Annotated in this window: 29 protein-coding genes and 1 pseudogene; 19 read left to right on the plus strand and 11 right to left on the minus strand. The window is 72.3% G+C overall.

All coding sequences use genetic code 11. The features are described 5' to 3' along the window. The first annotated feature begins 36 nt into the window (after nt 1–36). From ACTMTJ_RS16385 to ACTMTJ_RS16405, 5 genes are read left to right on the plus strand one after another with little or no spacing between them, the layout of a single operon-like run. On the plus strand, nt 37–1,014 hold the full coding sequence (locus tag ACTMTJ_RS16385) for an AAA family ATPase (protein ID WP_441217330.1): 978 nt from the start codon (nt 37–39) through the stop codon (nt 1,012–1,014). Beyond that, nucleotides 1,011–1,895 carry a DUF58 domain-containing protein gene (locus ACTMTJ_RS16390; RefSeq protein WP_441217332.1) on the plus strand — a complete coding sequence of 295 codons (885 nt, stop codon included), beginning with the start codon at nt 1,011–1,013 and terminating at the stop codon, nt 1,893–1,895. Before ACTMTJ_RS16385 ends, ACTMTJ_RS16390 begins: the two co-directional genes overlap by 4 nt. Then, on the plus strand, nt 1,892–2,863 hold the full coding sequence (locus ACTMTJ_RS16395) for a VWA domain-containing protein (protein ID WP_441217334.1): 972 nt from the start codon (nt 1,892–1,894) through the stop codon (nt 2,861–2,863). The genes ACTMTJ_RS16390 and ACTMTJ_RS16395 overlap by 4 nt, the downstream gene beginning before the upstream one ends. Next, the gene (locus tag ACTMTJ_RS16400; RefSeq protein ID WP_441217336.1) at nt 2,863–4,065 is read left to right on the plus strand and encodes a VWA domain-containing protein; all 1,203 of its coding nucleotides are present in this window, start codon (nt 2,863–2,865) and stop codon (nt 4,063–4,065) included. The genes ACTMTJ_RS16395 and ACTMTJ_RS16400 overlap by 1 nt, the downstream gene beginning before the upstream one ends. After that, on the plus strand, nt 4,058–4,609 hold the full coding sequence (locus ACTMTJ_RS16405; protein ID WP_441217338.1) for an RNA 2'-phosphotransferase: 552 nt from the start codon (nt 4,058–4,060) through the stop codon (nt 4,607–4,609). Before ACTMTJ_RS16400 ends, ACTMTJ_RS16405 begins: the two co-directional genes overlap by 8 nt. Here ACTMTJ_RS16405 and ACTMTJ_RS16410 read toward each other — a convergent pair. After that, a complete protein-coding gene (locus ACTMTJ_RS16410) occupies nt 4,566–5,075 on the minus strand; it encodes a hypothetical protein (protein ID WP_441217340.1) in 510 nt (169 codons plus the stop codon). The two genes, ACTMTJ_RS16405 and ACTMTJ_RS16410, sit on opposite strands and share 44 nt — an antisense overlap. 70 nt (nt 5,076–5,145) lie before the next feature. Between ACTMTJ_RS16410 and ACTMTJ_RS16415 the strand changes: the two genes are divergently transcribed. Further along, the gene (locus ACTMTJ_RS16415; RefSeq protein ID WP_441217342.1) at nt 5,146–6,039 is read left to right on the plus strand and encodes a LysR family transcriptional regulator; all 894 of its coding nucleotides are present in this window, start codon (nt 5,146–5,148) and stop codon (nt 6,037–6,039) included. Between the two features lie 636 nt (nt 6,040–6,675). On the opposite strand, the gene ACTMTJ_RS16420 is transcribed toward ACTMTJ_RS16415, so the two are convergent. The 4 genes from ACTMTJ_RS16420 to ACTMTJ_RS16435 form a co-directional block, all read right to left on the minus strand. Then, complete coding sequence (locus tag ACTMTJ_RS16420) at nt 6,676–7,035, minus strand: hypothetical protein (protein WP_441217344.1); 360 nt, start codon at nt 7,033–7,035, stop codon at nt 6,676–6,678. A gap of 25 nt (nt 7,036–7,060) precedes the next feature. Beyond that, complete coding sequence (locus ACTMTJ_RS16425) at nt 7,061–7,648, minus strand: dienelactone hydrolase family protein (RefSeq protein WP_441217346.1); 588 nt, start codon at nt 7,646–7,648, stop codon at nt 7,061–7,063. A gap of 10 nt (nt 7,649–7,658) precedes the next feature. After that, a complete protein-coding gene (locus tag ACTMTJ_RS16430) occupies nt 7,659–8,099 on the minus strand; it encodes an SRPBCC family protein (protein WP_441217348.1) in 441 nt (146 codons plus the stop codon). 64 nt (nt 8,100–8,163) lie between these two features. Continuing rightward, complete coding sequence (locus ACTMTJ_RS16435) at nt 8,164–9,150, minus strand: TolB family protein (protein WP_441217350.1); 987 nt, start codon at nt 9,148–9,150, stop codon at nt 8,164–8,166. 193 nt (nt 9,151–9,343) lie between these two features. Here ACTMTJ_RS16435 and ACTMTJ_RS16440 point away from each other — a divergent pair, with 193 nt between their 5' ends. The 4 genes from ACTMTJ_RS16440 to ACTMTJ_RS16455 are packed head-to-tail and all read left to right on the plus strand — an operon-like array spanning nt 9,344 to nt 12,975. After that, a complete protein-coding gene (locus ACTMTJ_RS16440; protein ID WP_441217352.1) occupies nt 9,344–10,471 on the plus strand; it encodes a glycosyltransferase in 1,128 nt (375 codons plus the stop codon). Nucleotides 10,472–10,481: 10 nt separating this feature from the next. Beyond that, the gene (locus tag ACTMTJ_RS16445; protein WP_441217354.1) at nt 10,482–11,339 is read left to right on the plus strand and encodes an aldo/keto reductase; all 858 of its coding nucleotides are present in this window, start codon (nt 10,482–10,484) and stop codon (nt 11,337–11,339) included. Between the two features lie 25 nt (nt 11,340–11,364). Continuing rightward, the gene (locus ACTMTJ_RS16450) at nt 11,365–12,315 is read left to right on the plus strand and encodes a TIGR03557 family F420-dependent LLM class oxidoreductase (protein WP_441217356.1); all 951 of its coding nucleotides are present in this window, start codon (nt 11,365–11,367) and stop codon (nt 12,313–12,315) included. Nucleotides 12,316–12,324: 9 nt separating this feature from the next. Beyond that, nucleotides 12,325–12,975 (plus strand): class I SAM-dependent DNA methyltransferase, encoded by a 651-nt coding sequence (locus tag ACTMTJ_RS16455; RefSeq protein WP_441217358.1) that lies wholly within the window; start codon nt 12,325–12,327, stop codon nt 12,973–12,975. Nucleotides 12,976–13,035: 60 nt separating this feature from the next. Here the strand turns inward: ACTMTJ_RS16455 and ACTMTJ_RS16460 are convergent, their stop codons facing one another. Together ACTMTJ_RS16460 and ACTMTJ_RS16465 are read right to left on the minus strand one after the other, a co-directional pair. Continuing rightward, a complete protein-coding gene (locus ACTMTJ_RS16460) occupies nt 13,036–14,202 on the minus strand; it encodes a glycerophosphodiester phosphodiesterase (protein ID WP_441217360.1) in 1,167 nt (388 codons plus the stop codon). A gap of 53 nt (nt 14,203–14,255) precedes the next feature. Further along, nucleotides 14,256–15,407 (minus strand): saccharopine dehydrogenase family protein, encoded by a 1,152-nt coding sequence (locus ACTMTJ_RS16465; RefSeq protein WP_441217362.1) that lies wholly within the window; start codon nt 15,405–15,407, stop codon nt 14,256–14,258. A 79-nt stretch (nt 15,408–15,486) separates the two neighbouring features. On the opposite strand from ACTMTJ_RS16465, the gene ACTMTJ_RS16470 reads away from it, so the two are divergent. Beyond that, nucleotides 15,487–15,681: a hypothetical protein gene (locus tag ACTMTJ_RS16470; protein ID WP_441217364.1), complete on the plus strand. Its 195-nt coding sequence runs from the start codon at nt 15,487–15,489 to the stop codon at nt 15,679–15,681. A 217-nt stretch (nt 15,682–15,898) separates the two neighbouring features. On the opposite strand, the gene ACTMTJ_RS16475 is transcribed toward ACTMTJ_RS16470, so the two are convergent. Both ACTMTJ_RS16475 and ACTMTJ_RS16480 read right to left on the minus strand, forming a co-directional pair. Beyond that, a complete protein-coding gene (locus ACTMTJ_RS16475; protein ID WP_441217366.1) occupies nt 15,899–17,662 on the minus strand; it encodes a hypothetical protein in 1,764 nt (587 codons plus the stop codon). A 16-nt stretch (nt 17,663–17,678) separates the two neighbouring features. Next, a complete protein-coding gene (locus ACTMTJ_RS16480; protein WP_441217368.1) occupies nt 17,679–18,398 on the minus strand; it encodes a class I SAM-dependent methyltransferase in 720 nt (239 codons plus the stop codon). Between the two features lie 136 nt (nt 18,399–18,534). Between ACTMTJ_RS16480 and ACTMTJ_RS16485 the strand changes: the two genes are divergently transcribed. The 5 genes from ACTMTJ_RS16485 to ACTMTJ_RS16505 all read left to right on the plus strand — a co-directional run bounded on the left by ACTMTJ_RS16485 (nt 18,535) and on the right by ACTMTJ_RS16505 (nt 22,743). After that, nucleotides 18,535–19,569, plus strand: coding sequence for a sulfate ABC transporter substrate-binding protein (locus ACTMTJ_RS16485; protein WP_441217370.1), 1,035 nt, complete (start codon nt 18,535–18,537; stop codon nt 19,567–19,569). 121 nt (nt 19,570–19,690) lie between these two features. Beyond that, the gene (gene cysT, locus ACTMTJ_RS16490; RefSeq protein ID WP_441217372.1) at nt 19,691–20,536 is read left to right on the plus strand and encodes a sulfate ABC transporter permease subunit CysT; all 846 of its coding nucleotides are present in this window, start codon (nt 19,691–19,693) and stop codon (nt 20,534–20,536) included. Then, entirely contained in the window at nt 20,529–21,371 is an 843-nt protein-coding gene (locus ACTMTJ_RS16495) for a sulfate ABC transporter permease (protein WP_441217374.1), read from the plus strand. Before cysT ends, ACTMTJ_RS16495 begins: the two co-directional genes overlap by 8 nt. Beyond that, nucleotides 21,368–22,324, plus strand: coding sequence for a sulfate/molybdate ABC transporter ATP-binding protein (locus ACTMTJ_RS16500; protein ID WP_441217376.1), 957 nt, complete (start codon nt 21,368–21,370; stop codon nt 22,322–22,324). The genes ACTMTJ_RS16495 and ACTMTJ_RS16500 overlap by 4 nt, the downstream gene beginning before the upstream one ends. After that, entirely contained in the window at nt 22,324–22,743 is a 420-nt protein-coding gene (locus ACTMTJ_RS16505) for an RrF2 family transcriptional regulator (RefSeq protein WP_441217378.1), read from the plus strand. The genes ACTMTJ_RS16500 and ACTMTJ_RS16505 overlap by 1 nt, the downstream gene beginning before the upstream one ends. A gap of 22 nt (nt 22,744–22,765) precedes the next feature. Here the strand turns inward: ACTMTJ_RS16505 and ACTMTJ_RS16510 are convergent. Next, nucleotides 22,766–23,572: pseudogene (locus tag ACTMTJ_RS16510) on the minus strand (EamA family transporter); the annotation flags it as partial. Nucleotides 23,573–23,610: 38 nt separating this feature from the next. Between ACTMTJ_RS16510 and ACTMTJ_RS16515 the strand changes: the two are divergent. Both ACTMTJ_RS16515 and ACTMTJ_RS16520 read left to right on the plus strand, forming a co-directional pair. Then, nucleotides 23,611–24,105 carry a MarR family winged helix-turn-helix transcriptional regulator gene (locus tag ACTMTJ_RS16515; RefSeq protein ID WP_441217380.1) on the plus strand — a complete coding sequence of 165 codons (495 nt, stop codon included), beginning with the start codon at nt 23,611–23,613 and terminating at the stop codon, nt 24,103–24,105. Nucleotides 24,106–24,140: 35 nt separating this feature from the next. Then, nucleotides 24,141–24,821 carry a BON domain-containing protein gene (locus ACTMTJ_RS16520; protein WP_441217382.1) on the plus strand — a complete coding sequence of 227 codons (681 nt, stop codon included), beginning with the start codon at nt 24,141–24,143 and terminating at the stop codon, nt 24,819–24,821. 49 nt (nt 24,822–24,870) lie between these two features. Here ACTMTJ_RS16520 and ACTMTJ_RS16525 read toward each other — a convergent pair whose 3' ends face one another. Continuing rightward, nucleotides 24,871–25,890: a LuxR C-terminal-related transcriptional regulator gene (locus ACTMTJ_RS16525; protein WP_441217384.1), complete on the minus strand. Its 1,020-nt coding sequence runs from the start codon at nt 25,888–25,890 to the stop codon at nt 24,871–24,873. 126 nt (nt 25,891–26,016) lie between these two features. Here ACTMTJ_RS16525 and ACTMTJ_RS16530 point away from each other — a divergent pair, with 126 nt between their 5' ends. Further along, on the plus strand, nt 26,017–26,376 hold the full coding sequence (locus ACTMTJ_RS16530) for a hypothetical protein (protein WP_441217386.1): 360 nt from the start codon (nt 26,017–26,019) through the stop codon (nt 26,374–26,376). The last annotated feature ends 265 nt before the right edge of the window (nt 26,377–26,641 follow it).

Raw genomic sequence — 26,641 nt, forward strand, 5'->3', positions numbered from 1 at the left:
CGGCGAACGAGCGCCGAGCGACGGAGCGTGGTAGGCATGGACACCCCGGTGGAGCAGGTTCTCTACGAGGTCAAGAAGACCATCGTCGGCCAGGACGCCCTGCTCGAGCGGCTGCTGGTGGCGCTGCTCTCCCGCGGTCACATCCTCGTCGAGGGCGTTCCCGGCCTGGCCAAGACGCTCGCCGTCAAGGCGCTCGCCAGCGCGATCGGCGGGCAGTTCCACCGGATCCAGTTCACGCCCGACCTCGTGCCCGCCGACATCGTCGGCACCCGGGTCTACCACCAGCCGACCGGCGAGTTCCAGGTGTCGCTCGGTCCGGTCTTCACCAACCTGCTGCTCGCCGACGAGATCAACAGGGCGCCGGCCAAGGTGCAGAGCGCGCTGCTGGAGGTCATGCAGGAGCAGCAGGTGACGATCGGCCGGGAGACCCACCAGGTGCCGCGCCCGTTCCTGGTCATGGCCACGCAGAACCCGATCGAGTCGGAGGGCACGTATCCGCTGCCCGAGGCGCAGGTCGACAGGTTCATGATGAAGGTCGTGGTGGGCTACCCGAGCACCACGGAGGAGTTCGTCATCGTCGAGCGGGCCATCGCGGCGCCGCCGGCCACCCAGGCCGTCGCCGACCCCGAGCGGCTCATCGCGATGCAGGCCAAGGTCGAGCAGGTGTACGTGGACCCGGCGCTGATCGAGCACTCAGTCAGGCTCGCCGCCGCCACCCGCCGCCCGGCCGACGTCGGCCTCGACGACCTCGCCCGGTACGTGAGCTTCGGCGCCAGCCCGCGCGCCTCCATCAACCTGGTGCTGGCCGCCCGCGCGCTCGCGTTCGTGCGCGGCCGCGACTACGTGGTGCCGACCGACCTCACCGACCTCGCGCTCGACGTGCTGCGGCACCGGCTCGTGCTGTCGTACGAGGCGCTCGCCGACGACGTCACCCCGGACACCATCCTCACCCGCGTCCTGGAGGCGCTGCCCGCGCCGGACGCGCCGCCGCGGGCCAGAGCGGCCGTGTCGTGACGAGCCCGCCGGACCGCCTGCTGCGCCGCCTGGAGTGGCAGGTCGTGCGCCGCCTCGACGGGCGGCTGCAAGGCGCCTACCGCACGGTGTTCCGGGGCACCGGCATCGACTTCGCCGACCTGCGTGGCTACACGCCCGAAGACGACGTGCGGCACATCGACTGGAACGTCACCGCCCGCCTCGACGAGCCCTACGTCCGGCAGTACACAGAGGACCGTGAGGTGACCGCCTGGCTCGTGCTCGACCGGTCCGCGTCCATGCGCTTCGGCGTCGGCGCCGGCAAGGCCTCGGTGGTGACCGAGCTGGCGGTGTGCCTGGCGCGGCTGTTCACCCAGGGTGGCAACAGGGTCGGCGCGATCCTCTACGACAACCAGGTGCAGCGGGTCGTCCCGGCCCGCACCGGGCGCACCCACGTGCTCCACCTGACCCACGAGCTGACCAAGGACGGGCCGGCCCGCGACGACCGCCGCCCGACCGACCTCGCGGCGATGCTGCACCTGGCCGCGGCCACCGCGCGGCGGCGGGGGCTCGTCTTCGTCATATCCGACTTCATCGGCGAGCTCGACTGGGAGCCGGCGCTGACCCGGCTCGCCCTGCGGCACGAGGTGGTGGCGATCCGGGTCGTCGACCCGGCCGAGCTCGACCTGCCCGACCTCGGGCTGGTGCTGGTCGAAGACGCGGAGACCGGCGAGCAGCTGCTGGCCGACACCAGCGACCCGCTCTTCCGCCGGCGGCTGCGGGCCGAGGTCGACGCCCGCGAGTTCGCGGTCACCGGCGCGATGCGGCGGGCCGGTGCCGTCGACCACCGGCTCGGCACCGACCAGGACCTGGTGGGCGCGCTCGTCGACATGGCACAGCGGTCGAAACGGAGGCGGGCGTGAGCTTCGAGTACCCCCTCTTGCTGGCCGTCGCGGTGGCGGTCGGCGCGGGGCTGCTCGTGGCGTACCAACTGCTCCAGCGGCGGCGGGCGGCGGCGCTAGCGGCCGCCGGACTCCAGCCCACCCGGCGGCGCGGGCGCGTACGGCGGCATCTGCCGCCGCTGCTGATGCTCGCCGCGCTGGTGCTGCTCTTCCTCGGCGTCGCGCGTCCACAAGCGACAGTGCCGGTGCCGCGCGCCTCGGGCACGGTGATCCTCGCCTTCGACGTCTCCAACAGCATGGGCGCCAAGGACGTCACGCCCACCCGCCTCGCCGCCGCCCAGTCCGCGGCGGCCGCGTTCGTGCGCGCGCAACCGGACACAGTGGACGTCGGCATCGTCGCCTTCGGGCAGGGCGCGCTCACCACCCAGCTGCCCAGCGCCGACCACGACAGCACGGTCGCGGCCATCAACAGGCTCACCGTCGCCGGCGGCACGTCGCTGGGGCAGGCGATCCTCGCCTCGCTCTCCGCGATCGTCGGCCAGCCGGTGAGCCTGCCCGACCCGGACGCGGCCGAGCCGCCGCCCGATCTCGGCTACTGGCGTTCGGCGACGATCGTGCTCCTGTCCGACGGCGAGGACACCGGCGGGCCCGACGCGCTCGCCGCCGCCGAGCTCGCCGCGACCGCGGGTGTACACATCGAGACCGTCGGCGTCGGCACGGTGGAGGGCGCCACGATCGAGGTCGACGGGTACCAGATGGCGACCGCGCTCAACGAGGAACTGCTCACCGAGGTCGCGGAGACCACCGCCGGCTCTTACCATCGAGCTCAGGACGCACGGTCCCTCAACGACGTCTACGACTCGCTCGACCTGCGCATCACCACGGAAGACAAGCTTGTCGAGCTGACCGGGGCGGCGGTCGCGATCGCGCTGATCCTGCTCACGATCGGCGGGTTGCTCATGATCTCCTGGTTCGGACGGATCCTCTGATGTCGCTGACCTGGCCGTGGGCCCTCACCGCGCTCCTGGCCTTCCCGCTGCTGCTGGGTTACCGGTGGTGGCTGCGCCGCCGGCGCCGCCGCGAGACCGTGCGGGTCTCCAGCGTCACGCTGATCCGCGCCGCGCTGCCCGGCCGCTCGCTGTGGCGGCGGCGCGTCCCGCTCTGGCTGTTCGCCGCCGGGCTCGTTGTGCTCGCCGCCGGCGCCGCCCGCCCGCAGGCCTCGGTGCCGGTGCCGTCCAACTCCGCCACGATCCTGCTCGCCATGGACGTCTCCGCGTCGATGTGCTCCACCGACGTCGAGCCCAACCGGCTGAGCGCGGCGCAGGAGGCGGCGCGCGAGTTCGTCAAGGACCTCGACGAGGGCACGCGGATCGGGCTGGTCACCTTCTCGGCGATCGCCGGGCTGCTGGTCGAGCCGACCGACGACAAGGACGCGCTGCTCGCCGCGATCGACGACCTCAAGACCTCCCGCGGCACGGCGATCGGCCAGGCGATCCTCACCTCGGTCGACGCGATCGCCGAGATCAACCCGGACGTAGCGCCGACCGGCGTCGAGGTGCCGCCGGCGAGCGGCGATGCCGGCGCCTACGAGCCGGACACGATCGTCGTGCTCACCGACGGGCGCAACACGCAGGGCGTCGACCCGGTCACCGCCGCGGGCGAGGCGGCCGCGCGCAAGCTCCGCGTGTACACGATCGGTTTCGGCAGCACCGAGCCCGCGCCGTCGATCTGCACGCGCGAGCAGATCAGCGGCGACGCGGCGTACCGGGGTGACGGGAGCGGCGGCCCGTTCGGCGGCTTCGGCGGCCGCGGCCGCTACATGCAGGCCGACGAGGGCACGCTCACCGAGGTCGCCGACCTGACCGGCGGCGAGTTCTTCAAGGCCGAAAACGCGGACGCCCTCACCGAGGTGCTGCTCGACCTGCCCGACTCGATCACGCTCCAGCGCGAAAACGTCGAGATCACGGCGTGGTTCGCGCTGGTGGGCGCGCTGTTCGTGCTCGCCGGCGTGGGGCTGGCCCAGTGGTGGCAGCGCGCGGTCTCTCCGGTCGTGGCGGCCGTGCCGTCCCATGCCGAGCCGCCGCCGTCCGGTGCTGAGCCCGCGTCACGCGCCGAGGCGCCGCCGTCCCATGCCGAGCCGCCGCCGTCTCGTGCTGATCCTCCGGACGACGCGGTCTGGAAGCGTGGATAGCGCCGCGCTGGTCCGGCTGAGCCGGCGCCTGTCGTACATCCTGCGCCACGACCCGGCCAGCGTCGGCCTCACGCTCGACTCGCGGGGCTGGGTGGCGGTCGACGACCTGCTGGCCGCGCTCGGCACCTCGGTCAGCCGCGCCGACCTCGACGCGGTGGTGGCCGGCAACGACAAGCGCCGGTACGCGATCCGCCGCCGGCCCGACGGCCGCGACGAGATCCGCGCCAGCCAGGGCCACTCGGTGCCGGTCGACCTCGGCCTCGACCAGGTGTCACCACCGCCGGTCCTCTACCACGGCACGTCGGCCGCGGCGCTCCCCTCGATCCGGGCGCGCGGGCTGGAGCGGGGCGGGCGCCACCATGTTCACCTCTCGCCCGATGTCACCACCGCGCAGGTCGTCGGCCGGCGACGGCGCGGGCCGATCGCGGTGCTGGCCGTCGACGCGGCGGCGATGGCCGCGGCCGGGCACGCGTTCTACCGCAGCGCGAACGGCGTGTGGCTCACCGACCACGTCCCGCCGCGGTTTCTGCGAACGTCGCCGTGATCGCCTCCTCGGCGCTCGCCCACGTCGGTGTGTGCTCCAGCCACCGCGGCTGGCTCTCCCCGGACCCGAAGAGGTAGAGGCGCGGCACCAGCCCGCGCAGCGCCTCGTGCACCTCGAGCGTGTCGTCGACGAAGTGCGTGATGCCCAGCTCCGCGCAGTGGATCGCCTTGTCCCGCCGCTGCCGGCAGAAGCGCACATGGTCCGGCGGGATCCCGGTGCGGCCGGCGAAGTCGTGGTGCGCGAGCCACTGGAGTGTGCGCCGCTCCACCCGCTCGCCGCACTTGGAGACGAGCCACACCCGCCCGTCGAAAAGCGTCACGAGCCGCGCGATCGCCTCGAAAGCCCCCGGCATCGAGGGTGTGCGCAGCAGCCGCGCGGTGTCGCCGGTGAAGAACGCGGTGTCGCCGCCCTCGGGGTGCGCCGGCCCGTTGATGATGACCTTGCCGATGTCGATACCAAGTCTCATAGTCCCAGCGTGGGGCCCAGCGGCGCTTGAGCGGAACTATTCTTGATGGGCTCAGCTATAGTCCACGGTTATGGCTTTGGTGCCGTCGGTCTCCGGTGACGCGCTCACCGCGTTCGCCGTGTTCGCCGAGCACCTCAACTTCACCCGCGCGGCCGCCGAGCTGCACATCTCCCAGCCCGCCCTGCACGTCAAGGTGGCCAAGCTGGCCCGCACGCTCGACCGACCGCTCTACCACCGCAGCGGCCGCCGGCTGGTCCTCACGCCCGACGGCGAGGCGGTGGCCCGCTTCGCCCGCGACCACGACGACCGGCTGGCCCGCTTCCTCGGCGAGCTGCGCGCCACTCCCCCACACCAGCCGGTGATCCTCGCCGCCGGCCAGGGCGCCTACCTGTACCTGCTCGGCGACGTGGTGCGCGACGCCCTGCCGGCCCGCCTCCGCCTCGTCAACGGCGACCGGTCACAGACCCTCGCCGCGGTCCGCACCGGCCGCGCCCACATCGGCGTCGCCGTGCTCGACACGCTGCCCGACGACCTGACGACGGAGGTCCTCGCGACCTATCCACAGACCGCGATCCTCCCGGCCACCCACCCCCTGGCCCGCCGCCGCCGGCTGCGGCTCCGCGACCTGACCGGCGCCGCCCTCGTCGTACCGCCACCGCACCGTCCACATCGGATCGCCCTGGAACGCGCCCTGCGCGCGGCCGGCGTCGAGTGGTCGGTCGCGGTCGAAGCCGAGGGATGGCCCCTGACCGTCCACTTCGTCTCGCTGGGCCTGGGGCTCGCGGTCGTCAACGGCTGCGTCACCCCGACGGCGGGCCTGGTCAGCCGCCCGGTCGCCGACCTGCCCGACGTCCCGTACTACGCGTTCCACCGCCCCGGCGCCCTCGACGACCCACGCGTGGCCGACCTACTCGCCAGCACCCGCGCCCACCTCGCCGCGCGGGATCCCGGTGACCGACGTTGACTTGGACGCCGGTGCGCGAGGGTCGTGCCTCGCAACTGCTTGGTGCTTCCGGAGCCGAGGTCGCCGCGGCCTCCTCCTCGATCCAAGGAGATTTGGGCTACCGCGACGTCCGTCGTGGCCCGGACCGCTGCTCCCGCGGCCTCACCCGTCCGCTGTTGGTTGCGGTTAGTGCGCCTCCGGCGGGGCCGCGGGCTCCGGCCGGGCCGTCCCGGCTTGTCTTCTTTTCTTGGTGGGTGGTTGCGGTGGGAGCCGTGCCGCCTTCCCACTGTTTGGGGATGTGGCTCGGCATGTGGGCGGCGCCATGATCGTCGCGGCCGTCGCAGTCCCGGACCTCCCACGTAACGGGACAATCCGGGTCAGCAGTTGGAAGGCGTGGTGATCGTTAGCCCGGAACCTGTGTGACACGCGGGCGAAAATGCGGTTCTAGGGCTAACGATCATCGAAGCGCGGCGGACACCGGGGCTCGCGGAGCCCTGCTTGGCCGAGCCCCAAGCCCGGCCAAAAGCCGCGAAAGTCAAGGGGCCGACAAATCCAAGCTCTGATGGCAGGCCCCGCGGTAAACCGGGCTGGCCGCCGGCCAAGGTCTTGCCCGCGGGCCTACACCGCGGGCCCGGCAGCGGACGGCGTCGCGGCGGCTCAGCCTCGGGGGGCGGACTCACCTCTGGGACGGAGCTGGCGGCCGGGTCGCGACGCCGGCACGGGCGGGTGGAGGTCGGTTTTCGCGGCCTGGCGCTTGCGCACCAGGTGGGAGAGGTAGAGCAGCGAGCCGGCCAGCAGGCCCATGTCGTCGAGGTAGATGGGGTCGGGCAGCACGTCGACCGGCAGGATGGTGTAGAGCAGCGCACCGTAGAACGCCACCTTGCCGCCAGCACCCAGCTCGCCCAGCATCTTGCGGGTGCGCCACACGCGGAAGGCGAGCACGAGCGCGCCGATCAGCGTCGCCACGGCGACGATCGCGCCGAGGACGATGATCACGATCCAGGCTTCGCGCGACATGCCGTCACCGTATCCGAGCGGAGCGCTACCCGCCCGTTGGAGACAGCCCGTCGAGGAAGGCCAGCACGCGCTCGGTCAACAGCGCCGCGGCCGCCCGGTCGTAGGTCGGCAGTCCCGGGTCGGCCCACAGGTGCGCCTTGCCGGGGTAGAGGAACAGCTCCGCCTCCGGCGTCGCCTCGACGAACGCGCGGGCCGCGTCGAGGTCACCCTCGCCAGCGAAGATCGGGTCTTCGTCCATGCCGTGCACCTGCGCGGGTACGCCCGCGGGCCACCCGCCGAACTCGGACGGTGGCACGAACGCCTCCAGGAACACCGCGCCCCGCGCACCGGCCCGGGTCTGCGCGAGCCGCTGTGCCGGCAGGACGCCGAGGGAGTACCCGACGTAAACAAGCTCGGCGGGCAGCCCTTCGGCGGCGGCGACACCGTCTTCGAGCAGCGCCTCGAAGCCGAGCGCGCGGCCGTGGGCGATGCCGGCCTCGAGGGTGTCGAAGACCTTCCCGCCGTACAGGTCCGGGGTGTGCACCGCGTGCCCGGCCTTGCGGAGGCCCTCGGCGAAGTCGCGCTGTCCGCCGGTCAGCCCGAGCGCGTGGTGAAGGAAGAGAATCTCGGCCATGGGCCGTAGCCTAGGCCGCCGCCTCCAGCAGCCGCTTGAGGCTCGCGTAGCTGCGCGGCGCGCCCTTGGCGGCGAGCCGGCGGACCATCGGCGCGAGCGCCACCCCCACGCCGTGGCCGGCGAAGTCGAGCGTGAACGTGACCCGCGAGCGCCCGCCGTCCAGCGGCTCGACGGTGATCGAGGCGTTCGGCCGGATCGGCCCGTCGACGCCCTCCACGGCCCAGCGGCGGGGGTGGCTCAGCTCGGTGACCCGCTGCGTCATGGTGCGCTCCGAGCCGCCGACGCGGCGGGTGGTCGTGAAGCGGGCGCCCACCTCCGCGCGGTATCCGTCCTCGACGTCGACCCGCAGGACGTCGCCCTGCCAGTCGGGGAAGTGGGTGGGGTCGGTGACGTACGCGAAGACCTCGTCCTGGGGCCGCGCGATCTCGATGGTGCTGGTCAGAGCGGACATGATGCCTCCCGAAACTCGTCGTCACAGCCTTGACGGATGCGCCGGCGAGAAGGTGACAGGAGGCTCAGGACCAGGAGGCATGCGCCTCGTAGGCCGGGCCGACGGTGAGCCGCTGTGGGTCGCGCCCGCTGGGACGGACGATCCAGACCGACGGCGCCTTGACCTTGCCGCGGGTGAAGGCGATCCACTGGCCGTCCGGCGACCAGGTGGGGTCCATGTCCTGCGCGGTGCCGGTGGTGACCGGCCTGTTGTCCGTGCCGTCCGGCCGCACCACCCAGATGTCCGACTGGCCGGAGACCTCGCCGTTGCGGGTGTACGCGATCCACTCGCCGCCCGGCGACCAGCAGGGGTCGGCGCAGTTGACCTTGTCTTTGGTCAGCCACAGCGGGGTGGCGTCGGGCTGGTCGAGCCGGACGATCGCGATCTGGCGGTTACCCCGCGTGTTGATCCACATCGCTACCTGGTCGCCCGCGCGGGACCAGGTGGGGTCGTCCTTGTCGTCCGGGGTGTGGGTGATCTGCTTCGGCTTCGCCTCGCCGAGGGTGAGCGTGAAGAGCTGGTTTCGCCCGTCTACCTTGTCCACATAGGCCAGTCGCTTGTCATCGCCGGACCAGCACACGCGGGTGCCGCGTGTCACCCGGTCGACGACGACCTGCTGGTTGGATCCGTCCGGGTTCATGGTCACGATCTGCCACCAGTTGCCCGCGTCCCGGATGTACACGATGGTCTTGCGGTCGTGCGACCACTGGGGCAGCGCGTCGTGACCGGAGTCGGCGAGCTTGGTGCGCTTGTCGGTGCCCGGGGTGACGCCGTAGACGAACGAGCTCTCGCCCTGGTCGAAGCGGACGAGCATGGTCTCGCTCGGATACGGCCGCGGGCTGCCGGTCGGTGCCGAGCCGAGCCCGCCGCTGCCGTCGGGGGCGTCACCGCCGTCGCCGGCGCGAGGCGGGTCGCCGGCCAGCGCGTAACCGGTCACGGCGCCCACCGCCGCGAGGCCGGCCAGCACCGGTATCCCGATGATGATCGTGCGCCGGTCCACGACGGACGCCATCGTCCCTCCCTTGACGTCGACAAACGCTGGCGCCGCGCCCCCGCCACGGCCAGCCAGATAGTGGCACCCGGAGGCAAGCCCGACAAGGAACGGGTTTGGCGGGTAGAGTCTCGGGAACATCACGGCCAGGTCTCGACAAGGTCACGGCGCGTCGAGGCCGCGGTGTGTCAAGGTCACGGCGGATGGAGCGTAGATGCGCATCGCGATGCTTTCAGTCGACCATCGGCCAGTGCGCCCGGCGAGCCGTGAGTGGACGGCCGCACCGGCGGTGCACGTCACCGAGCTGGCGGGCGCCCTCGCCGGTCTCGGCCACGACGTGCGGGTCTACACCCGGCGGGCCAACCCGTCGCAGCCCGAGGCCAAGCTGGGCGCCGACGGCGTGACCACCGTGGCGGTGCCCGAAGAGGAGGGTGACGCCTTCGGGCAGTGGTTGGACGCGGCGTGGCGGCTCGGCTGGGAGCCGGACGTCGTGCACGCGCACGCCCTGCCCTCCGCGGTCGCCGCGATGGTGGCCCGCAAGCTGACCAGCCGGCCCACCGCCGTCACCCTCCACGGGCAGGAGGAAGGTGACGCCGCCGCCATCGCGGGCACCGCCGACGCCGTCGTGGCGCTCTGCCGCGCCGAGGTGGACGGAGTGCTGCGGCTGGGCGCCGCCCCGACCAACATGTCCGTCATCTCACCCGGGGTAGACATCGGCAGGTTCGCCCCCGAAGGGCGGTCCTGGGCCCGCCGCCGGACCCACCGCGTGCTCGCGGTGGGTCAACTCGTCGCGGCCAGCGGGTTCGCCGCCGCCGTCGAGGCGCTCCCCGAGCTCGGCGACACCGAGCTCGTCGTCGTGGGGCGACCGCGACCGCCGTCGAACGGGCTCGGGCCACACGCCGCCGAGCTGCGCGCCCTCGCCGTCAACCACGGGGTACACGAGCACCTCCGGCTCACCGGCGCGGCACCCTACGCCGACATGCCCGGCTGGTACCGCTCCGCCGACCTGCTCGTGTGCACGCCGGAGCACGCGTCGTTCAGCCGCGCGGCGATCGAGGCGATGGCCTGCGGGATACCGGTGGTGGCGACCGGGCCGGTCGAGAGCGTCGTCGACGGCGCAACCGGCCGCGTCGTGCCGCCCGACCAGCTCGCCGGCACGATCCGCGACCTGCTCGCCGATCCGGACCTGCGCCGCGCCTACGGGGTCGCGGCGGCCGAGCGGGTGCGCGGCGCGTACGACTGGGCGGTGGCCGCGCGGCGCACCGTCGAGGCGTACGAGCGGGCGATGGACCAGCACGCGCTCAGCCACGACACCGCCGCCGCGCCGCGGCTGGCCGCGTAAGCTTCGGTACGTGATCGCAAAGGTCCCGTTCGGCGCGACCGGACACTCCTCCAGCCGGGTCATCTTCGGTGGTGCGGCGCTGGCCGCCGTCTCCAAGGGCGAGGCCGACCGCACGCTCGACGCCCTGCTCGCCCACGGCATCAACCACATCGACGTCGCGGCCGGCTACGGCGACGCGGAGCTGCGGGTGGCGCCGTGGCTGCGCCGCCACCCCGACACGTTCTTCGTCGCCACCAAGACCGGCGAGCGGAGCTACCGCGGCGCGCGCGAGCAGATCCACCGCTCGCTGGAGCGCCTCGGCGTCGACCGGATCGACCTGATCCAGCTGCACAACCTCGTCGACGTCATCGAGTGGGAGACCGCGCTGCGCGACGGTGGCGCGCTCGAGGCCGCCGTCGAGGCGCGCGAGGAGGGGCTGGTCCGGTTCATCGGTGTGACCGGCCACGGCCTCTCCGTGCCCGAGATGCACCGCCGCTCGCTGGAGCGCTTCCCGTTCGACTCGGTGCTGCTGCCGTACAACTACCGGCAGATGAAGGACCCCCGCTACGCGGAGACGTTCGACGCCGTGGCCGCCGTGTGCGCCGAGCGGGACGTCGCGCTCCAGACCATCAAGAGCCTCGCCTACCGCCCGTGGGACGGCCGGCCCAAGACCGCCAACACGTGGTACGAGCCGCTGACCGAGCAGGCCGACATCGACCTCGCGGTGCACTGGGTGCTCGGCGACCCGCGGGCGTTCCTGCTGACGACCGGCGACGTGGACATCCTCCCCCGCCTGCTCGACGCGGCCGAGCGCTTCACCGAGCGCCCGTCCGACGAACGCATGGACGCCCTCGTCGCCGAGCGCGAGCTGTCGCCCTTGTTCATGTAGCCCGAAACCTGGGTACAGGGCCGGCATGCGGATCGGCTACTTCCTGTCCAGCGAGGAGTACCGCCCGGACGAGCTGCTGGCCCAGGCCAGGGGCGCCGAGGCGGCCGGCTTCCAGGCGCTGTGGATCTCGGACCACTACCACCCCTGGATCGACGCCCAGGGGCAGAGCCCGTTCGTCTGGTCGATGATCGGCGCGCTCAGCCAGGTGTGCCGGCTGCCGGTCACGACCGCGGTCACCTGCCCGACCGTCCGCATCCACCCGGCGGTTGTCGCGCAGGCGGCCGCCACCAGCGCGGTGCTGCACGAGGGGCGCTTCGTGCTGGGTGTGGGCAGCGGCGAGGCGCTCAACGAGCACATCTTCGGCGACGCGTGGCCCAGCGCGGACGTGCGGCTGGAGATGCTCGAAGAGGCGATCGACGTGATGCGCCGGCTGTGGGACGGCGGCTTCGTCGACCATCGCGGCCGGCACTACACCGTCGAGAACGCGCGGATCTACACCCGCCCCGAGCGGCCACCCGCCGTCTACGTGTCCGGCTTCGGCCCCAAGGCGGTCGACCTCGCCGCGCGGATCGGCGACGGCTACGTCAGCACGATGCCCGACGGCGACCTGGTCCGCCGCTTCCGCGATGGCGGCGGCGGCGACAAGCCCTGCCAGGGCGGCTTCAAGGCGGCGTACGCGGCGAGCGCCGAGGAGGGCGCCCGCATCGCCCACGAGCGGTGGCCCAACGCGGGCGTGCCGGGCGAGCTCTCCCAGGTGCTGCCGTCGCCGCGCCACTTCGAGCAGGTGTCGCGGCTCGTCACACCGGAGATGGTCGGCGAGTCCTTCGCCTGCGGCGACGACCCCGAGCCGCACCTGCGCAAGATCGAGGAGTACGCCGAGGCCGGGTTCGACGAGGTCTACGTCGCCAACACAGGGCCGCACTGGCAGGGCCTCTTCGACATGTACGCCGAGAAGGTGCTGCCCAGCCTCGCGTAGTGTGCTCGGGTGACCGAGACCCTGCCATACCTCGAAGAGACGCGGACCGCCTACGACACCGTCGCCGCCGACTACGCCGAGACGCTCAAGGACCATCTCGCCGGGGCGCCGCTGGAGCGGGCGCTCCTCGGCGCGTTCGCCGAACTGGTCGAGGCCGGCCCGGTCGCCGACGTCGGGTGTGGCCCCGGCCGGATCACCACCTATCTCGACAAGCTCGGCGTCGACGTGCGCGGCGTCGACCTGTCGCCGGAGATGGTGGCGGTCGCCCGCCGCCTGTACCCGGGGATCTCGTTCGTGGTCGGCACCATGACGGACCTGGACCTTCCGGACGGCGCGCTCGCCGGCCTCGTGGCCTGGTACTCGATCATCCACACGCCGCCGGAGCGGCTGCCGCTGGTCTTCGCCGAGTTCGCGCGGGTGGTGCGGCCCGGTGGGCATCTGATGACGGCGTTCCAGGCGCCCTGGGAGGGCGACTTCGAGAAGCGGCGGATCGAGCAGGCCTACGGGCACGCGGTCGCGGCGGACGCCTACCGCCTGTCGCCGGACCGGATCACGGACCTGCTGGCGGCGGCCGGCTTCGAGGTGACCACGCGGGTGGTGCGCCGGCCGGAGGGCCCGCTGGAGTCGACCCCGCAGGCGTACCTGCTGGCCCGCCGCTAGAGCCGTGGCCACAAACCTTCACCGGGGAAGCCGGCCAACGTTTGTGGCCACCGCACTGGGCTAGACGCGCGTGCGGGACGGGTGCACGGCGCCGTCGCCGGCGAACGTCGCCACCGCGCCGCGCCAGTGCTTCGCCGGCAGGGCCACGCAGCCCGCGTACCCGGTGGTCAGGCTGGCCGACTTGCGGCCCTTGGACAGGGAGACGGTCTTACCTGGGAAGCCGAGCCCGTTGCGGGCGTTGACCAGGCAGATGTCGCCGTGGTGCCGCACGGTGAGGCGGGAGCGGACCGCCTCGCCGGCCGCAGCGACGATCAGCGCGGGCTGGTTGGTCTGCACGCCGTCGGCGCCGATCGACCGGGCCAGCTGGAACTGCGCGACCTCCTGGTCCGGGCCGGCGTCGTACGCGTGCGGCATCACGATCGCGCAGGCGTCGTGCGCGGCGACGACCGACTCGGGCGTGTACTCGTCGAGCCGCGAGCCGAACACCTTGAAGACCTCGCCGATCTCGTAGATCAGGAAGGTGGGTTCCCAGGCGTCCCGGTTGTAGATCAGCCGGGCGGCCGGCGCCGCGACGAGGACGCGCGGGTCGGCCGAGTTGAAGATGGACTCCTCGATCAGGCCGTACCGCCCGACGAGCGCGGCCAGCTGGCCCTCCTCGGTCACCGAGCCCTTGATGTCGAGCTCCAGGCCGCCGCCGACCCGCCGGGCCAGCGCGAGGATCTCCTCCAGCGACGCCACCTTCGACCCGTCGTACGCGCCGCCCTTCCACGGCTCGTAGTCGGCCGCGTTGAGCGCGCGGATCTCGGCGTAGGTGAGGTCGGCGACCGCGCCGGTGCCGTCGGTCGTACGGTCCACAGTGGAGTCGTGCATCGCGACGAAACGCCCGTCGCGGGTCTGCTGCACGTCCACCTCGACGAGGTCGACGCCGTAGGCGAACGCGTACTCGTAGGACTTGAGCGTGTTCTCCGGCGCGAGCGTGAGCGCGCCGCGGTGTGCGGAGATGACGACGTTGTCCGAACCCGCGTCCGGCGTGCCGGCGTCCAGCCAGCGGCCGGGCTCGGGCACCTGGTCGCAGGCGGGCGGTGCGGCCAGCTGCTTCAGCGCGGCCAGCGCCTGCCGGTACTGCTCGACCCGCGGATCCTCGTCGGCCCGCGCGGCCGCGCCGGTGGCCAGCAGGCCCGCGACGGCGCCGGCCGCGACGAGCGCCCGCATGATGTGAGATCTCATGCCTGTCGAGTCTCGACTCCACCCGTGAAGCCGAGGTGGCCCGGCGCTGATCTTTACGTGATGACGCGGAACGTCATGCCGGCCTTCTCCAGGCGGGCCCGGAGCGCGTCGCCCATCGCGACCGCCGTCGTCAGCTGCCCCGCCAGCGCCGGGAGCTCGTCGTGGGTCAGGCACAGCGCCGACTCGGCCAGCATCTTCGCCGTCTCGCCGTAGCCGGGGTCGCCGCCCGCCATCTCGGTGAGCACCCGGCGGTCGCCGCTCTCGGCGACGAAGCGCATGCGGAACCAGCCGCGGGCGCGCTGCTCCTCGGACGGTCCGGCGCCCGGCGGGAGGAGCCGGCCCAGCGCGCGGCGGGTGGGGCCGAGCTGGGCCAGGGCGAACGCGCCACCCGCGCCGGCCGCGAACGCCGCCGCGGTGATCGGGTTGCGGACGCCGATGAAGTGGCCGTACGTGAAGTCCGGGCCGTACCGGTCCAGCGCCCGCGCCGACGAGACCACGATCAGCGGGTCGATGCTCGACATCGGCAGCGCGTACAGCCCGAGTGCCGGCTGGCGGTGCGGGCGCCCGGACACGCCGCGGACCCGCCGCCCGGTGACCCGCGGCTCGACCCGGCGGCGCGCGGCGTGGGCGGCCGCGGCGGCGCGGAAGCGGCCGAAGTTGAGCAGCACGGTGTTGAACGTGCCGCCGGACGGGCGGCCGCCCGCGCTGATGTAGCCGCGCATCCGGATCGGCTCGCCCTCCGGCAGCTGCTGGACGGTGAAGAGGGCGCCGAGGTCGGGCGGGATCGAGTCGAAGCCGCATGCGTGCACCAGGCGGGCGCCGGTGCGGGCCGCGGTGGCGTGGTGCTCCACGTACACCCGGTCGAGGAACTCGGGTTCGCCGGTCAGGTCCACGTAGTCGGTGCCGGCGGCGGCGCAGGCGGCGACCAGCGGCCCGCCGTACCGGATGTAGGGGCCGACCGTGGTCGCGACCAGACGCGCCGAACCGGCCAGCTCCCTGAGTGCGCGCTCGTCGCCGGCGTCGGCGGTGACCACGTCGACGGGCACACCGAGCCGGTCGCGGGCCGCGCGCAGGCGGTCGCCGTCCCGCCCGGCGAGGGCCCACCGCAGGCCGGCCGGCGCGTGCGCGGCCAGGTATTCGGCGGTCAGCCGGCCGGTGAAGCCCGTGGCGCCGAAGAGCACGATGTCGTACGCCCGATCCGTCATTACCGGAGAGTAGTCAAAACGCATGATCCATCGCAGGTCCGGGTACCAGATGGGAAACCACCTAGACGGGAGGACCACGATGAGAAGGGCCATCGGCCGTTGGGCCGTGCTGGCGGTCGCCGTTCCCCTGGCGGCGGTGGGTGCGCGGCGGATCGGTCAGGCCGTCGAGGCGCGCCGCGGCTCCAATCGCGTCTCGCGGTTGCTGCACAAGGGCGCCGACACGCTGCAAAGCATGACCGGACGCAAGCGGAAGCACCGCTTCGGGTTCCGCTGATAACCAGCCCCACGGCGGCCCGCGCACGCTATCGTGCGCGGGCCGTCCGGCTGACGCGTTTCATTGAAGGCCTTGGATATTTCGATGGGCTTCCGTAACATCGGCAGGCGAACCTGCGGGGTCCGGCGGAGAGGCACCCCGACCCGAAGCACGCAGGCTCGGCGGTTTACCCCCACCATCAGGAGCCAGCGGTACCCACGGCGCGGCGCCCCGTCGCTCACAAGCGATAGAGCACCGCGCCGTCGATGTCTTCGCGGGTGATACCGAGGCCGTCGATCGGCCGGGTCTGCACACCGTCCCAGGGCGTGCCGGCCAGAGCCGCGGGCAGCACGAGCACGTCCTTGACGCCGATCCCCCGCAGGTACGCGATGGAGGTCGGGTCCGGGAACGTGACGGTGGCCGCGCGGGTCTGCGCCTGGGTGGCCGGCTCGAAACCGGCCATGCCGTTGGCTATCCGCGGCCAGCCGTCGACCGTCCACATCATGTAGTGCAGCTCGATCAGGCCGGTGGCGGGCAGCACCAGCAACGGTTCGCGGGCCTGCGCGAAGGCGGCCGGCGGCTGCGGCACCGGCGGGTGGCCGGTCTTGTTGACGCCCTCGCCGAGCACCAGCAGCAGCGGGACGACGAGCGCCACCCGCGCCACGGTGCGGCCGGCGCCCTTGAGCACGTCGGCGTTGCGGACCGCCTCGCTGACCGCGCCGGCGGCGAGGATGGCCAGCAGCAGGCTGATCCAGATCATCAGGCGGCCGGGGGTGCGCAGCGCGTCCCAGCCCGGCAGGTGCTTGGAGAGCGTGATGTAGCCGGGGTCGCCGTCGCCGCCGAGCTTCGCACCCATGGCGAGCAGGGCGGTGCCGACCGCGCCGGCGGCCAGCATGACCCGGTGGCGCACCGAGAAGATCGAGAAGAACAGGCCCGCGGACGCCAGCACGATCAGCGTGATGCCGGGCAGCAGCGCCATCTCCGGCGGCCAGGTCAGCTGCTCACGGGCGGCCGTGTGGCGCTCGCCCCAGAACCACGACTCGGCCGGCGCGGTGAAGAACGCCTTGACCGGCGGGGAGAACATGATGGTCCACTCCAGGCCGCGCTTGCTGCCCGGGTTGAGCTCGATGACCTTCAGGTACGCCATCGCGATCGAGACGGTGACCAGGCCGAAGATCGCGCCGCCGGCGAGGTTGGCGATCAGCAGCTTGCGGCCGAACGGCGGGCGGGCCTTCTTGCGCCACCACGACCACGCGTACGTGGCGGCCGCGACCACGCCGGCGCCGAACAGGAAGTACACGAATGGCAGGCCGATGCCGAAGCCGAGGCTGACCTGCCAGGCCGCGGTCAGCCAGCCGGCCACCACCCAGCCCGGCCTGCGCTTGTCCGGCTGGTACCCGCCGGTGAGGGACCAGCCGTGGCCGCGGGCCAGCATCGCGAGCGAGAGGGCGATGCCGCCGGTGGAGAGGATGTTCATGTGGCCGCCGTGCGCCAGCCGCCACGGCGCGAACGCCCACGCGATGCCGGCCACCGCCGCGCCGAGCTTGCCCGCGCCGAGCTGGCGGACCAGCGCGTACGCCCCGATGAACGCGAGCGCGTACAGCAGCACGTACAGGATGTTGTAGCGAACGATCGTGGCCTCGAGGCCGGAGCCGATCCACCCGGCGGGCGCGTAGCCGAGCAGCGTGTCCGTGTACACGTAGGTGTACCGCTCGGGGTAGAACGTGTTGGAGTCCCACAGGCTCAGCGGGTCGGTGAGCAGCGCGTGGCCGCCCCACGCGATTTGCCACGACTGCACTGTCGGGTCGCCGATGTCGCCCGGGATCGTCGAGGCGGGGTGCTTGAGCGTGGGCCAGGTCAGCACCACCGCCAGCAGCAGGCCGCCGAGCACGGCGAGGGTCCACTCGTGCGCGAGCACCCGCCAGACGCGCCCGCGTCCGGACCCGCCTTTCGGCTCGTCGGAGGCGGCCTCGGGCTCGATCGTGGGCGCTGCGGCTTCCATAGCAGTCGATGTTAGGTCAGACACCCGCGCCATCCGATACCTGGACGTGTAGCACCGTGAACGCGTTGAGGTGCCAGCCGGGCACCCGGAACGGCCGCCAGCTCACCCCCACCCGGTCGGTGCGGAAGACGTGCCGCGCCTGAGCCAGGAGCGACGGGAAGTGGTTGCGGTGGTCGAGCGCCGTGACCACCTGGTACATCTCCGCGATGCCCTGCCGGCGGGCGGCCCGGCCCGACGTGAGCGCCTTGCCGGCGCGGTAGGCCACGCCGGGGTCGGTCGGCAGCAGGATCGTGACCGTGCCGCCGGCCGCGGTGACCCGGCGCATCTCGCCCAGCGCGGCGAACGGGTCGGGCAGGTGGTGCAGCAGGCAGGTCGCGATCACCCGGTCGAAGCGGCCGTCGGGGTACGGCAGCGCGGCCACGTCGCAGGCCGCGACGCTCACCCGCGGGTCCGCCGCCACCTCCTCGGTCGGACGCGGCTCGCGGAGGTCGGTCAGCAGGTACTCGTCGAACCGGTGCCGCACGTACGGCACGTGCTCGCCGCGGTTTCCGCCCACCTCCAGCACCCGGGCGAAGCGCGCCTCCGGCCCGTACGCCGCCTCCATCGACCGGTGCAGGTAGCGCTCGAAGAACGACCCGTCGGCGGTCGCGGCGGTGGTCGAGTAGTGGTCCTCGTACCACCGGGTCAGCAGGTCGTGCGCGCTCTGACCGGGAGCGGGGCGGTCGTCAGGGGGCATGGCGTTTCCTTGTGCCGCGGGGGCGGGCCGAATTCGACCGAATGTTACCGGTCCCGTACCGCCAGCCATCCACCGGTCGGTTACGAATCTCTACTTGACCTTGAAAGTCTATGGGTTAAGTGGAATATTGCGAGGCGTGACGAAGATACGTTCCAGAGCAGCCATCGCCTTCGCACTCGCGGCCGGCCTGGCTCTTTCCGCTTGTGGTGGGGGCGACGACGCCTCCTCGGGCAGTGGTGGCGACACCACTCTCAACATCGTTGGTTTCGCCGTGCCGGAGCAGGCCAACAAGGCCATCGCCGCGGAGTGGAACAAGACGCCCGAGGGCAAGGGCGTCAAGTTCCAGACGTCGTACGGCGCGTCCGGCGACCAGAGCCGCGCGGTGGTGGCCGGCCTCAAGGCCGACTACGTGCACTTCTCGGTCGCCAGCGACGTCACCCGCCTCGTCGACAAGGGTCTGGTCGACGCGACCTGGGACGACGGCCCCACCAAGGGCGTGGTCTCGTCCTCGGTCGTCGTGCTGGCCGTGCAGAAGGGCAACCCGAAGAATATCCAGGGCTGGGACGACCTGGTCAAGCCGGGCATCAAGATCGTCACGCCCAACCCGGCCTCCTCCGGCGCCGCCCGATGGAACGCCCTGGCCGCATGGGGGCACATCGCCGCCAACGGCGGCACCGAGGCGCAGGCCACCGAGTTCCTGAAGAAGCTCTTCGCGAACGTGAGCTCGCTGCCCAACAGCGGCCGAGACGCCACGACGAGCTTCCTCAACGGCGGCGGCGACGTGCTGCTGGCGTACGAGAACGAGACCATCCTCGCCACGCAGAGCGGCGAGGAGCTCGAATGGATCTACCCGGACACCACCATCAAGATCGAAAACCCGGGCGCGGTCCTCAAGAACGCCAACCCGAAGGCGCAGGAGTGGCTCAACTTCGTGCTGAGCGACAAGGGGCAGCGGCAGTTCGCGTTGAAGGGCTTCCGGCCGATCGTCGACGGCGTCGACACCACCGGCATCGAGGGCGTCCCGGACCCCAACAACCCGTTCCCCACGCCGAAGAAGCTGCTCACCGTCGAGAACGACTTCGAGAGCTGGTCCGCCCTGTCGAAGAAGTTCTTCGACGAGAAGGAGGGCATCATCACGAAGATCATCGCTGAGTCGGGCAAAGCTCAGTGAGCGAGCGAGTTGGCGCGGCGGCGTCTGGACGGAGCCGCCCCGCCGACGAAGTCGGGGTTTCGGGGTGGCGGAGGAAGACGTCGCCTTCAGCGCCGCACGAGCGAGCGAACCAGGAGACTCAGTGACGACTGCGACCCTCGCCCCGGACCGGTCGGCCGCGCGCCGATCGGCCCGGGGTGGCCGCCGCCTCAACCGCTACTCCGGTTTGGGTCTCGGGGTCGCGATGCTCTGGTTCAGCCTGCTCGTCCTGATCCCGCTGACCGCCGTCGTGGTCACCGCCTCGGAGGGCGGCTGGAGCGGCTTCTGGGACGCGGTGACCAACGAGCAGACCGCGGCGGCCATCCGGCTCACGGTCGGCACCGCGTTCGGCGTGACGGTGGTCAACGTCGTCATGGGCACGCTCATCGCGTGGGTGCTCGTGCGCGACAGGTTCTTCGGCAAGCGGCTGCTGGAGGTCCTGATCGACATCCCGTTCGCACTGCCGACGATCGTCGCCGGCCTTGTGCTGCTCTCGCTGTACGGGCCGGAGAGCCCGCTCGGCATCGACATCCACAACACCCGGATCGCGGTGTTCCTGGCGTTCCTGTTCGTGACGCTGCCGTTCATCGTCCGCACCGTGCAGCCGGTGCTGGCCGAGCTCGACCACGAGGTGGAGGAGGCGGCCGCGTCGCTGGGCGCGAGCCGGTTCACCACGTTCCGGCGGATCATCCTGCCGAGCCTGACCCCGGCGATCGCCGCCGGCGCCGCGCTCTCCTTCGCCCGGGGCGTCAGCGAGTACGGCTCGCTGGTGCTCCTCTCCGGCAACCTGCCGATGCGCACCGAGGTCACCTCGGTCCGCATCCTGAGCAGCATCGAGAACGACAACATCGACAGCGCCGCAGCCGTCGCCGCGGTGCTGCTCGCCATCTCGTTCGCGGTGATCGTGATTCTCGACGTCATCCAGCGGAGGGTGATCCGCCGTGGCTGAGCAAGCGACAGCGCGCCGACCGCGTGCGGTCCGCGGACCCGGGCGGTACGTGTCCCGCCTGATCGTGGTCGCCTATCTCTTCTTCCTCGTGGCCTGGCCGCTCTTCCTGGTCGGGCAGAACACGTTCGAGGGCGGGCTGGACAACCTCCGGGGCATCGTCGAGGACCCCGACGTCGTGCACGCGCTGCGGCTGAGCCTCATGGTCGCGGTCGTCGCCGTGGTGATCAACACGGTCTTCGGCGTCGGCATCTCGCTGCTGCTGGTGCGCTACGAGTTTCCCGGCAAGCGGCTGCTCAGCGCGCTGCTCGACGTACCCCTGTCGGTGTCGCCGATCGTCGTCGGCCTCTCGCTCGTGCTCGTGTACGGCGGCCGGGAAGGCTGGTTCGGCCCCGCCCTGGAAGGTGCCGGCTTCCAGGTCATCTTCGCCACCCCGGGCATCGTGATGGCCACGACGTTCGTGGCCCTGCCGCTGGTGATCCGCGAGGTCGTGCCGGTCCTCGAGGAGGTCGGCGACGAGCAGGAGCAGGCGGCGCGGAGCCTTGGCGCGAACGCTTTGCAGACGTTCTGGCGGATCACCCTCCCGGCGATCAAGTGGGGCGTCACCTACGGCGTGGTGCTGAGCCTGGCCCGGTCGCTCGGCGAGTTCGGCGCGGTCAAGGTGGTCTCCGGCAACGTGCTCGGCGAGACCCGCACCACCACGCTCGTCGTCGAGGAGAAGTACCTCAACTTCGACAAGGGCGGCGCCTACGCCGCCGCGTTCCTGCTCGCCCTCGTCGCGGTCGCCGCGATCATCGTCGTCTCCGTTCTCCGCCCTTCGTCAGAGGAAAAGCGTTGAGCATCGAAATCACCAGCGTGAGCAAGAGATTCGGGAGCTTCGTCGCACTCGACGACGTTTCCGTGAGCATCCCGTCCGGGCAGCTCACCGCGCTGCTCGGCCCGTCCGGCGGCGGCAAGTCCACGCTGCTGCGGATCATCGCGGGCCTGGAGCAGGCCGACAGCGGCCGGGTGCGGATCGAGGGCGTCGACGCCACCGGCCTGCCGCCGCAGAAGCGCAACGTGGGCTTCGTGTTCCAGCACTACGCCGCGTTCAAGCACATGTCGGTACGCCGCAACGTGGCCTTCGGCCTGGAGATCCGCCGGCGCCCCAAGGCGGAGATCCGGGAACGGGTCGACGAGCTGCTCCGCCTCGTCCACCTGGAACAGTTCGGCGACCGGTTGCCCGCGCAGCTCTCCGGCGGCCAGCGGCAGCGGATGGCGCTGGCCCGGGCGCTCGCGGTCGAGCCGACCGTGCTGCTGCTCGACGAGCCGTTCGGCGCGCTGGACGCCAAGGTGCGCAAGGAGCTGCGCGACTGGCTGCGCCGCCTGCACGACGAGGTGCACGTGACCACCGTCTTCGTCACCCACGACCAGGAGGAGGCTCTGGAGGTCGCCGACGAGATCGTGGTGATCAACGATGGTCGCATCGAGCAGATCGGCACGCCCGACGAGCTGTACGACGCGCCCGCCAACGACTTCGTGATGCGCTTCCTCGGCCCGGTCACCCAGCTCGGCGACCGGCTCGTGCGCCCGCACGACCTGGTCATCCACGCCGATGATCCGGAGCCGGGCGCGCTAGCCGGGAGGGTCACCCGGATCACCCGGATCGGCTTCGAGATCCGCGTGGAGGTGACCGTCGGCGACCAGCCGGTGATCGTCACGCTCACCCGGACCCGGTTCCGCGCGCTCGACATCCAGGAGGGCTCGACCGTCCATGTGGCAGTGGCACCCGAGGCGCTGGTGGAGGCGTAGTGCAGATCTCGGCCCGGAGTGACTACGCCCTCAGGGCGCTGATCGCCACCGCCGGCTTCTCCGACGGCGGTCCGGTCTCGGCGACGAAGCTGGCCGAGGCGCAGGCGATCCCCCTGGGCTTCCTGCACGACATCATGTCCGACCTGCGCCGCGCCGGGCTGCTGACCAGCCAGCGCGGCACCGACGGCGGGTACACGCTGGCCCGCCCACCGACGGAGATCACGGTGGGTGATGTACTGCGCGCCATCAACGGCTCGTTGAGCACGGTCCGGGGCCTGCCTCCGGACCAGGTCAGCTACCACGGGGTGGCGAGCAGCCTGCCGGAGCTGTGGCTGACGCTGCACGAGGCGATCGCGGACGTGGTGGACCGGACGACGCTGGCCGACCTGTTGCCGGTGCGGTACCGGACGAGCGCCTGACCTGCCCGGCCAGGACGCCCGCGAGCACCAGCAGGATCCCGGCGAGCTGAGCGGCCGTCAGCGCCTCGCCCGCCACGGCCGTGCCGAGCAGCACGCCGGTCACCGGGTTGAGCAGCCCCACGAGGCCCACCGTGGCCGCGCCGAGGTGGCGCAGCCCGGCGAACCAGGCGGCGAACGCCACCGCCGTCGCGACCACGGTCACGTACGCGAAGCCCCACAGCGCGGGCGCGTCGAGCGCCGGCGGCGCACCCTCCACCGCGACGGCGAACGGCAGCAGCAGCACTCCCCCGGCGACGAGCTGCCACGAGGTGGACGCGAGCACGTCGACGTCCTTGGCCCATTTCTTCGTCAGCACGTAGCCGAGCGACGACATCAGCATCGCTGACACCGACGCCGCCACGCCGCGCCAGTCGACCGGCACGGCGCCGCGGAAGAGCATCAGCCACACGCCGGCGATCCCGGCGGCCGCGCCCACCGCGGTCAGCACCCGCGGCCGCTCGGCCAGCAACGCCCATGCGATCAGCATCATGACCACCGGCGACGCCGCCATGATCGTCGAGGCCACGCTTGTCGCCAGCAGCTGCGCGGACATGTAGATCAGCACGAAGAACGCGCCGACGTTGAGCGCGCCGAGCAGCGCCGACCGCCACCACCAGGCCCCGCCGGGCAGCCGCCGGGCGAGCGCGAGCAGGAGCAGGCCGGCGGGGAGCGCCCGGATCGCCGCGCCCCAGAGCGGCGCGTCCGGCGGCAGGTACTCGTGTGTCACGAAGTAGTTGCTGCCCCACGCGACCGGCGCGATCGCGCAGATCAACGACCACCGCCAGGTCATTTCCCCAAGATACCTTCCTCGGAAGGTATCTTGGCTGTGTGACCGACCACGTCGCACGCATCCAGGCGGAGTGGGCCCGCGAGCGGCCCGACGTAGACACCGCGCCGCAGGGCGTGATCGGGCGACTGCACCGCCTCGCCGCCCACCTCACCGAGGAGCTGTGCGTGGTCTACCGCCGGCACGGCCTCAGCGAGGGCGAGTTCGACGTACTCGCCGCCCTGCGCCGGGCGGGTAAGCCGTTCGAGCGGGCGCCCGGCGAGCTCGCCGCGTTCACGATGGTGACGACCGGCGGCATGACCAAGCGGATCGACCGCCTTCAGCGGGCCGGCCTGGTGACCCGGCGGCGCAGCGGCACCGACGGCCGGGGCCGGGTGGTGGCGCTGACCGCCGCCGGGCGGGAGCTGATCGACCGGGCGTTCACCGAGCACATGCGCAACGAGCGGCGGCTGCTCGCCGCCCTCACCGCCGAGGAGGCCGCCCAGCTCGAGGCGCTGCTGACGGCGTGGCTCGACCGCGTCGCCCCGGGCGGGTGATGGCCACCCACCCGGCGCCGCCGGACGATCCCGGGATGACGACGACACCCGAGCTACGCACCGACGAACAGATCCAGCGGGACGTCCTGGCGGAGCTGCGGTGGGACGCCCGCGTGCAGCCCAACGAGGTGGCCGTCGTGGCGCGGGGCGGCGTCGTGACGCTCGCCGGCTGGGTGGACAGCTACGTCAAGCGGTGGGCGGCGGAGCGCGCGGCCCAGCGGGTACGCGGTGTGGTCGCGGTCGCCAACGAGGTCGAGATCCACCCGCCCGCCGCCGGGGCCGAACCCACCGACCCGGACATCGCGGCCGCCGCGGCCCAGGTGGTGGAGTGGAACGCGCAGGTGCCGGCGGACCAGATCGAGATCACGGTCTCGGCCGGCCGGGTGGTGCTGCGCGGCGAGGTCGAGTGGGAGTACGAGCGCCGCGAGGCCGAGCGCGCGGTGCGCGGCCTGGCCGGGGTGCGCGGGGTGACCAACGCGATCGCGCTGCGGCCGCGGCAGCGGACCGAACCCGAAGACCTGGAACGCCGGATCGCGCAGGCCCTGCTGCGCAGCGCCGAAACCGACGCCGGACGGATCGTCGTCGAACAGGACGGCGACCGGGTCATCCTGCGCGGCGCGGTGCGCTCCTGGCCGGAGCGGCGGGACGCGGAGCGGGCCGCCTGGTCGGCGCCGGGAGTGCGCGACGTAGAAAACGACATCCGCATCGCGCCGTAGCTGGTGCGGTGGCGAGCGGTCAGCCGGGCCGGCGGAGCCGGCCACGGCGCTAGCGCTGGGCCGCCCGGTGCAGGGGGCGGGGGATGTACAGCCCGCGGCGCAGCGCGTAGACCGCCGCGAGCGTGCGCGTGGAGGCGTGCAGCTTGGCGAGGATGTGCTCCAGGTGCGTGGTCACGGTGCGCTCGGTGAGCCAGAACGCGCTCGCGATCCGCCGGTTGGAGCAGCCCTCCACGATCAGGCCCAGCACTTCGAGCTCGCGACGGGTCAGCCGGCCCAGGTCACCGGCGGGCGCGACGACCACCGCGGCCACGACGTGCGCCGGTGGCAGGTCGGGGCAGGCCAGCACGGTGACCCGCAGGTGCGTGTCTTCGCCGGCCGGATCGTACGGGCACAGGAACGTCGCGTGCACCGCCTCCTCGAGTTGGTCGGCGGCCGCGCCGAGCAGGGCCGACCCGGGCGCGAGCAGGGCGTGGCCGGCCAGGCCGGGCAGCGGCAGGGTGCGGCCGTCGCGGGTCAGCAGGACGCCGGCCACCGCGTCGTCGACGAGCCGGCCCGCCGCCGCGATCGAGCGCAGCGGGTCGAGCGCGTTGGCGATCGTCGTGGAGAGGACGCTCAGGAGGTCACGCGCCGCGTCGGTCGGATGCGCCGTGCTGTCGGTGTAGAGGGTCAGGAGGCCGAGGTAGCGGCCGTCCGATGTGGCCAGCCGCACCCCGATGCCCTCGCGGAAACCCGCGGGCGTCAGGTACTCCGCCCAGGCCCGGATCTCGTCGCGTGGGACAGCCAGGTCGCGCAGGCGCATCGGCGGGCCGAACCGATCGAGACCGACCTGCTCGATGTCGTCGACGTGCTCCGGACTGTCCAGGTAGGACCGCACCTTCTCGTCCAGACCCGCGGAGAAGAGCGAATGCTCGGCACGACGCTCCATGTCGAGCAGGTAAACACGGGCCGCCTCGAAGTGCACCAGCCCGCGCATCGGGGCCAGCAAAGCCTCCGCCCGCTCCTCGATGCCCGCCGGAGCGGCCGCGATAGAGGCCACCGTGGTGGCGATTTCGAGCGCCCCCGAGCGCATGCAGCATCGCCTCCCGCAGACAGCCTATAGCGCTCGCGGCTTCCGCAAAGCCCGCGTCTCAAACCCGGATCGGATCGGTAATCTTGCGGATTGGCATAGCGCTTCTGAACGTGTCGAATTGATCGGGTGCTCTCCAGGTTGGTGGACTACCGCGAACTGGTCGAACAAGCCTGCCGTTCCATCCGGGCCGACCCGCGGCTCGGCCCGGCGATTGGTGTCGCCCGGGCCACCGCGCGCGACCCGCTGAAAGCCGCGTTGACGCTGCTCGTCGGCGAGACTTTCGCCCGGCGCGCGGAGCGTGCCGTGGCCGGGTTCGTCGCCTTCATCGGCCCGCACCGCCTCAGCGGCGACGAGTACGACCGGCTGGCGCACTATGTGCTTTCGGCCGCCCTGACCCGCGGCGTCGGCCCCGAGCGGTTGATCCTCATCGGCGCGACACTCACCACCGTGCGCGCGGCCGTCCTACCAGGACATGCCCACCGCTGAGCGGCGACTCAGCCGACCGTCCCGGCCGGAGCCGAGATCAAGCCGGTCAACTCACCCGTTCCGGGCGATCACGCCTAACCCCCCGTGGCCAGGCTCGGAAACGCACCGGCCGTATCTCGGGAAGGGACGGAAGAATGACCACCGCCGTTGCCCCACCTGGCGACGAGAAAATCCAGCAGGACGTGACGGCGGAAATCCACCGGGACGCCAAGCGGGCGCCGACTCCCTGATCCACCGGTCAGGATCGACCAGCGCCGGGCGCGCG

The organism is Phytohabitans sp. LJ34 (assembly GCF_052068095.1).
In the GTDB taxonomy this organism is placed as follows: domain Bacteria; phylum Actinomycetota; class Actinomycetes; order Mycobacteriales; family Micromonosporaceae; genus Phytohabitans.

Excerpts from the sequence above, each read along its gene's own strand:
- ACTMTJ_RS16385 (WP_441217330.1), top strand. The coding sequence starts at position 37 with ATGGACACCCCGGTGGAGCAGGTTCTCTACGAGGTCAAGAAGACCATC.
- ACTMTJ_RS16400 (WP_441217336.1), top strand. The coding sequence starts at position 2,863 with ATGTCGCTGACCTGGCCGTGGGCCCTCACCGCGCTCCTGGCCTTCCCG.
- ACTMTJ_RS16410 (WP_441217340.1), bottom strand. The coding sequence starts at position 5,075 with ATGAGACTTGGTATCGACATCGGCAAGGTCATCATCAACGGGCCGGCG.
- ACTMTJ_RS16415 (WP_441217342.1), top strand. The coding sequence starts at position 5,146 with ATGGCTTTGGTGCCGTCGGTCTCCGGTGACGCGCTCACCGCGTTCGCC.
- ACTMTJ_RS16420 (WP_441217344.1), bottom strand. The coding sequence starts at position 7,035 with ATGTCGCGCGAAGCCTGGATCGTGATCATCGTCCTCGGCGCGATCGTC.
- ACTMTJ_RS16425 (WP_441217346.1), bottom strand. The coding sequence starts at position 7,648 with ATGGCCGAGATTCTCTTCCTTCACCACGCGCTCGGGCTGACCGGCGGA.
- ACTMTJ_RS16430 (WP_441217348.1), bottom strand. The coding sequence starts at position 8,099 with ATGTCCGCTCTGACCAGCACCATCGAGATCGCGCGGCCCCAGGACGAG.
- ACTMTJ_RS16435 (WP_441217350.1), bottom strand. The coding sequence starts at position 9,150 with ATGGCGTCCGTCGTGGACCGGCGCACGATCATCATCGGGATACCGGTG.
- ACTMTJ_RS16440 (WP_441217352.1), top strand. The coding sequence starts at position 9,344 with ATGCGCATCGCGATGCTTTCAGTCGACCATCGGCCAGTGCGCCCGGCG.
- ACTMTJ_RS16450 (WP_441217356.1), top strand. The coding sequence starts at position 11,365 with ATGCGGATCGGCTACTTCCTGTCCAGCGAGGAGTACCGCCCGGACGAG.
- ACTMTJ_RS16460 (WP_441217360.1), bottom strand. The coding sequence starts at position 14,202 with ATGAGATCTCACATCATGCGGGCGCTCGTCGCGGCCGGCGCCGTCGCG.
- ACTMTJ_RS16465 (WP_441217362.1), bottom strand. The coding sequence starts at position 15,407 with ATGACGGATCGGGCGTACGACATCGTGCTCTTCGGCGCCACGGGCTTC.
- ACTMTJ_RS16470 (WP_441217364.1), top strand. The coding sequence starts at position 15,487 with ATGAGAAGGGCCATCGGCCGTTGGGCCGTGCTGGCGGTCGCCGTTCCC.
- ACTMTJ_RS16475 (WP_441217366.1), bottom strand. The coding sequence starts at position 17,662 with ATGGAAGCCGCAGCGCCCACGATCGAGCCCGAGGCCGCCTCCGACGAG.
- ACTMTJ_RS16480 (WP_441217368.1), bottom strand. The coding sequence starts at position 18,398 with ATGCCCCCTGACGACCGCCCCGCTCCCGGTCAGAGCGCGCACGACCTG.
- ACTMTJ_RS16520 (WP_441217382.1), top strand. The coding sequence starts at position 24,141 with ATGACGACGACACCCGAGCTACGCACCGACGAACAGATCCAGCGGGAC.
- ACTMTJ_RS16525 (WP_441217384.1), bottom strand. The coding sequence starts at position 25,890 with ATGCGCTCGGGGGCGCTCGAAATCGCCACCACGGTGGCCTCTATCGCG.